4 protein-coding genes and 1 pseudogene are annotated in these 5,448 nt (G+C 66.1%); 2 read left to right on the top strand and 3 right to left on the bottom strand.

Translation table 11 applies throughout. The features are described 5' to 3' along the window. Window positions 1-19 precede the first annotated feature (19 nt). Complete coding sequence (locus tag ACRDUX_RS26275; RefSeq protein WP_526418030.1) at window positions 20-739, bottom strand: iron-containing redox enzyme family protein; 720 nt, start codon at window positions 737-739, stop codon at window positions 20-22. Window positions 740-928: 189 nt separating this feature from the next. Further along, window positions 929-1,378, bottom strand: coding sequence for a heme-binding protein (locus ACRDUX_RS26270; protein WP_526418029.1), 450 nt, complete (start codon window positions 1,376-1,378; stop codon window positions 929-931). 186 nt (window positions 1,379-1,564) lie between these two features. Here ACRDUX_RS26270 and ACRDUX_RS26265 point away from each other — a divergent pair, with 186 nt between their 5' ends. Then, window positions 1,565-3,238 (top strand): PucR family transcriptional regulator, encoded by a 1,674-nt coding sequence (locus ACRDUX_RS26265; protein WP_526418027.1) that lies wholly within the window; start codon window positions 1,565-1,567, stop codon window positions 3,236-3,238. Between the two features lie 2 nt (window positions 3,239-3,240). Here ACRDUX_RS26265 and ACRDUX_RS26260 read toward each other — a convergent pair whose 3' ends face one another. Then, complete coding sequence (locus ACRDUX_RS26260) at window positions 3,241-4,617, bottom strand: MFS transporter (RefSeq protein WP_526418025.1); 1,377 nt, start codon at window positions 4,615-4,617, stop codon at window positions 3,241-3,243. A 357-nt stretch (window positions 4,618-4,974) separates the two neighbouring features. Here ACRDUX_RS26260 and ACRDUX_RS26255 point away from each other — a divergent pair. After that, window positions 4,975-5,448, top strand: a pseudogene (locus ACRDUX_RS26255) (hypothetical protein); the annotation flags it as partial.

The raw sequence follows: 5,448 nt of genomic DNA, 5'->3' as shown, positions 1-5,448 counted from the left end.
CCCCATACGATTTCGACTATCAGACGGACGCCGACTCCAGATCGGGAGCGACGTAGTGGTCGTAGAGCCCCTTGGTGTAGGAGAAGCGCATCTCCGCGCCCCACCGAACCAGTTGTAGGCACCGCTGCTGCAGCTGCGGGGTGTCGGCGTGGTCGAGCACGATCTGGTACCCGCGCTCGCCGTGCACCACGTCGGAAGTGATGTGCAGGTCGAAGAACTCGATCTCGTCCTCGGTGAACTGGTACACCTCGCGTAGCGGAATGATCTGCTTGGTGTAGATGCTGGGCACCTGCGACTCGAGGCCCACGACGAGCGCCGCCGTCGCGACGACGAAGTGCTCACGCTGGGACACCGCGTAGCACCAGGCTTGTAGCCCACGCGTGATCGGGTTCATGTTCGAGGGATCCTCGATGCGTTCCCTGGTGGTGCCGCACGCCTCGCCGAACTTGATGAGCAGGTCGGTGTGCCGGATGTCGGCGAGCTCCTCCTCGTACATGTTCTGCAGGGTGAAGTCCTTGGCTCCGGTGAACTGGTCGGGAGTGTTGGCGTAGATATTGGCCAGGTAGTCGGCGAACGGTCCCACGTAGTGATAGTGGTTCTCGGCCCACCGCGCGAAGTGTTGCTTCTGCAGCTTGCCCTCCGCCCATGCCTTGCTGAACGAAGCGTTCTTCGCCTCACGGCCCTTGATGGCGTTCTCTAGTTCGGCGCGAAACGCGTCCCGCTCGAGGAGTGCAGTCATCGAAGTGTCCTTTCTCGTGGTGGTTTTGCGCGATCTCGTTCCGCGAAATCGCTTGAGTTGTTTCATCTTCGACGCTGAGTAGATGAATTCAGTGCTGCACCAAGGACATTAATCAAGTCGCCGGCCGCGAACCATGGACAGAATCACCTACGACCCTGCCGCGGGCGGGACAAGATGCACAGCCGGGTCTCAGTGCACGACGGACGCGGTGAGCGACTCGAACTCAGCAAGCATCGCGGCGCCGACGGCCTTGTCCTGCGCGCCGTTGCCGCCGCTGATGCCCACCCCGCCGACGATCTGACCATCGAATACCAACGGGAATCCGCCGACGAAGATGGCGAACTTCCCTGGCAGCATGTGGCTGATTCCGAAGGCTTCGTTACCCGGCAACGCCGGCCCGTTGGGTGGCTCGTTGAACAGATGGGTGGCCCGCTCGTGTCCGGCAGCGGTGAAGGCCTTGGCCATCGCGATGTCCACACCGGTCAGCCTGGCGCCCGGCAGTCGGTGCAGTGCGATGACGTTGCCGCCGTCATCGCAGACGCACAGCGTCTGCTTCACGCCGAGTTCCTCGGCCTTCGCCCGCCCGGCCGCCAACAGCGGCAGCGCATCGTCGAGGGTGATTCGGTGGATCTGGTGCATGGTCGGCTCTCGCTCTCTCGCAGGACCCGTGGTCGGCTGTCGCTGGCATGTCTATCAAGGTGTTCAACGCCACGGGAGGGTCACTTTGACCGATCTGACGCCGGATCATCGGTCATACTGCACATGGTGTGCGCAGGCCAGATCCGGTAATCGAATAGGTGCGAACCACACGAACAGGGCGTTCAAATGACGGAATCATCGACCAACGGCGACCGCATGACGGTGCACGGACTGCTCGACGAGTCCCTCATGTCGGGCGCCCGCGTGGTCGCCGGTGAAGACCGGCTCGACGTGGAGCTGAACTGGGTGCTGCCACTGGGCGAGGTGCTCGCCCAGCACGATCGCCTCGACGCGGTGGCCGTGTACGCCAGGCCCGAGGCGCTGGCGGGCAACAGCGGCGCCATGTCCGCTCTGATCGCCAGGGGCGCCGCCACCCTGCTGGTGGATGGGGTGCTGCCGCCAAGTTTCTCCCGATCCGTGCTGCCGTCGAATCTCGTCGTCATCGAGATGGGCATTCCCGTGGGTTTCGCGGCGCTCAATCGCCTGCTCGCCGAGCGGGCGCTCAGCCAGGAAGTACACGTGATGCGCTACTCGACACACGTGCATCACTCGCTGGCGGGTCTCTTCCACCGCGGTGCCGGACTCGAGATCCTGATCCGAGAGGTGTCCAACCTGGCGCACAATCCGGCGATGGCGCTCGACGCCCGCGGAAACCTGGTGGCGCACAACGGCCTGGCCGCCGATGCGGTGGCGCCCCTCGCGGAATCGGTGTGTCGGGTCCTCGCCGCAGACCTGCCTGCCGCCGCACGGAGAACCGATGGAAATGACACCAGGGTGCAAACGATCGCGGGGCCGGACGACAGCGTCTGGACGTCCGTGGCGAGTGCCATCCGATTGGGCAAGTCGTTCGAAGGCTGGGTGGTGATACTGGTGCCCGACGCCCGCCCGGGTAGCCACGATCTCGCCCGACACGCCGTGCTCACCGAACAAGCGACCGCCATCGTCGGGTCGGAGATGCTGCGCCAGCGCAGTGTGGACGAGGCCGAGGAAAGCGCTCGCGGCGACTTCGTCCAGGCGCTGGTGCACGGGAGTTTCTCCAGCGAACACGACATGCGCGCCAGGGCCGAGCACCACGACATCGAACTCGACAACCGGTTCGGGGTGTTCGTCGCCCCCGGCATGCTGCCGCAGGGGGCGGACAGTCCGACCGCAAGCATGGTGCGCCTGGCCCGGTACGCCGCCGGCGTGGCTCCGCACCGGTCGGTCCACGCCTACGTGACAGTCATCGGGGACGTCCTCGTCGTGGTGCGAACGCTGCGCGGCGAGGGAGACGCCGAGATGCGCGAGGAGATGGCCGAGTATGCCTGCGCCATGTCGCTGGAACTCGAGCGGCGGCGCGGGCTGCGGACCCCTGTCGCCTACGGCCGTCCGGCGCGCGGCGCGGGAGAGGTTCGTGAAGGTTACCGGGAAGCACGCGTCGCCCTCGGCATCGCGCGGCGTCTGCACCGCACTGGCGCGACGTCGTATCAAGAGCTGCGCAGCTTCACCGTCCTGTCGCAGGTCGCCGATTCGGAGCACGGTCGCCAACTGGTACGAGAAGTGTTGGGGCCGTTGCGGTCCGGACCGGACCTGCTCGACACACTCGTCGCGTACCTCGCCGAGGGTGGCAACGTGAACGCCACCGCCCGGGTGCTCAACGTGCACCGCAACACCATGCTGGCGAAGCTGGATCGGATCTCGCGGGCACTGGGGATGGACGTTCGCATGGCGGAGAACCAGTTCACGGCGTGGCTGGCGATCCGCCTGGGCCTACTCGACGAGGTGCAGTCAGCGGTTGAGCGCGAAGCCATCTTCCGCTGACGTCAGGTGGGTTGCGGATCGGGTCCTACGAACGATCCCGCCAGGCCCATGGCCACGACGACGGCTGATACGGCGAACACGGTCGGATACGTCGAAACCTCGAGCGCGACCGCCACCCACGCCGCCCCCATCGCGGATCCGGTGAACCTGACCAGGTTGTAGAGGCCAAGGCCGGTGCCGTCGGCCCCCGCTGGTGAACGGGTTGCGCCGGTGGCCGCGGGTGTCTGCACCAGCGCGATCCCCGCACCGGTCACGACGAGGATGGTGATCAACACGGCAGGAACGAGCCGTGCCTGGGCCACGCCGATCGACAGCGCGATCTGCGCGATCAGCAGGACGACTAACCCGGTCCGCAGGACCCGTCTCGGACGCAGCCGGTCGAGCCACCGTCCCACCAGAGGTCCGAGCAGCACCATCGTGGCAGGCACCGCGAACAGCACCAGGCCCGCCATCGAGGCCGACGAACCCCCGCCGACCAGGTAGAGCGGGATCGCCAGCAACGTCGCGCCCAGGCAGAACATCTGGGCGAAACCGGCCAGCGTGCTGCGCGCGAACCGTGACTCGACGACGAGCCGGACGTGAACGAACGGATGCTCCACCCGGGCGCAGTGCCAGGCGAACCACGCCAACACCACGACCGCGACGGCCACCATCCCCGCGACCGCCCATCCGGGGATGTCCGGTCGAGGGATCAGCGCCAACCCCAGCACCAACAGGGCGGTGCCCACCGTCAGCGCCGCCGCGCCGGCGACGTCGAACGGCATCCTGACACCTGGGAAGGACGGGATGTAACGCAGCGTGCCGACGAATCCGGCCAGCGCCACCGGAACCAACGGCACGAAGACCCACCGCCATCCCCAGGTGTCGGCGACGAGCCCGCCCATCGTCGGCCCGATCGCCTGGCCGAAACCGTTCACCGACGCCCACGCGCCGATGGCCCGGCCGCGGCTCCGGGCCGAGAACATCCAGCTGATGAGGCCCATCACTGCCGGTCCGAACGCGGCCGCGGCAACGCCGCCCAACGTGCGCCACCCGATCAGTAGCGGCAAGGACGGTGCGGTTGCCGCACCGATCGCACACACCGCGGTGCCGAGCAGCGCCGCGCAGTAGGTGCGTCGTCGGCCGAACCTGTCGCCGACCCAGCCGGCCAGTGGCATGGTCGCCGCCATCGCCAGTAGGAAGCCGACCACCACGAACACGCCGCTGCCGAGCGGGGCGTCGAACTCGTCGAGTATCGCGCCGAGCGGCACGTTGACGACGTTGTTGCTGACCGTGCCGACCAGTGTCCCTGCCAGCAGCGCGGCCAGTCCCAGCGGCGTGCCCGTGTCCGGACCCATCGCGGACGGATTCGCCTCAGCTGAGGAACGTACCTCGGTCATTGTTTTTGGTACGCCGCCTGCCTGCTTCGAAAAATGTTGTGAGCCTGGATATCACATCCACTGTCGCATGTTGGGCCGCTCATTTGGAGTGAGACGACAGGCGATGGTGCACACCGCCGAGGGCACGAGCTGGGCAAATATGCACAGTCGCGGGAAATCGTCACGCCGCGCGTGCCCGCGGCGCGACGATCGTTACACCGTCGAAACGGCAGGACACACCACCGACAAGTTCGGAGCTTATGCACAGGGGAAAGCCATCGGGGCTGTGCACTCTTGTCGTTGACCAGGACCATGACCGAGCCGACCATTCCAGCATCAAACTGCACAGCCCACGAGCAGTTAACGAAGGGTCCCCCAATGGACGCACACATCACGGCGGCGCACTGGATCTATCTGGCAGGCATCGTCGTCATCCTCATCACGATGGCGCTCCGCAAGAACATCGTCGTGCCCGCAGTCACCGGGACATTGCTGACCGCATGGGCGTTCTCGGGCAGCATCATCACGGGGTTGTCGTCGATCTTCAACGCCAGTTTGGTCGCGGCGAAGGAACTGTTCAACATCTTCCTGATCATCGCGTTGGTGACCGCGATGCTCGGGGCGTTGCGTCAAATGGGCGCCGACCGGCTCATGGTCACGCCGTTTCGTCGCGTGATGCGAACCGGGACAAGCAGTTTCATTGTGCTAGCGATCGTGACGTACGTGATTTCGCTGTTCTTCTGGCCTACCCCCGCCGTGCCGCTCGTCGGCGCCGTGCTCATTCCGGTCGCCATCCGGGCCGGCCTATCCCCGCTCTCGGTCGGCATGGTGATCGCCATCGCCGGGCAGGGG

Source organism: Mycobacterium sp. (assembly GCF_050701675.1).
Lineage (GTDB): Bacteria > Actinomycetota > Actinomycetes > Mycobacteriales > Mycobacteriaceae > Mycobacterium.
This window is presented reverse-complemented; position numbering and strand designations above follow the sequence as displayed.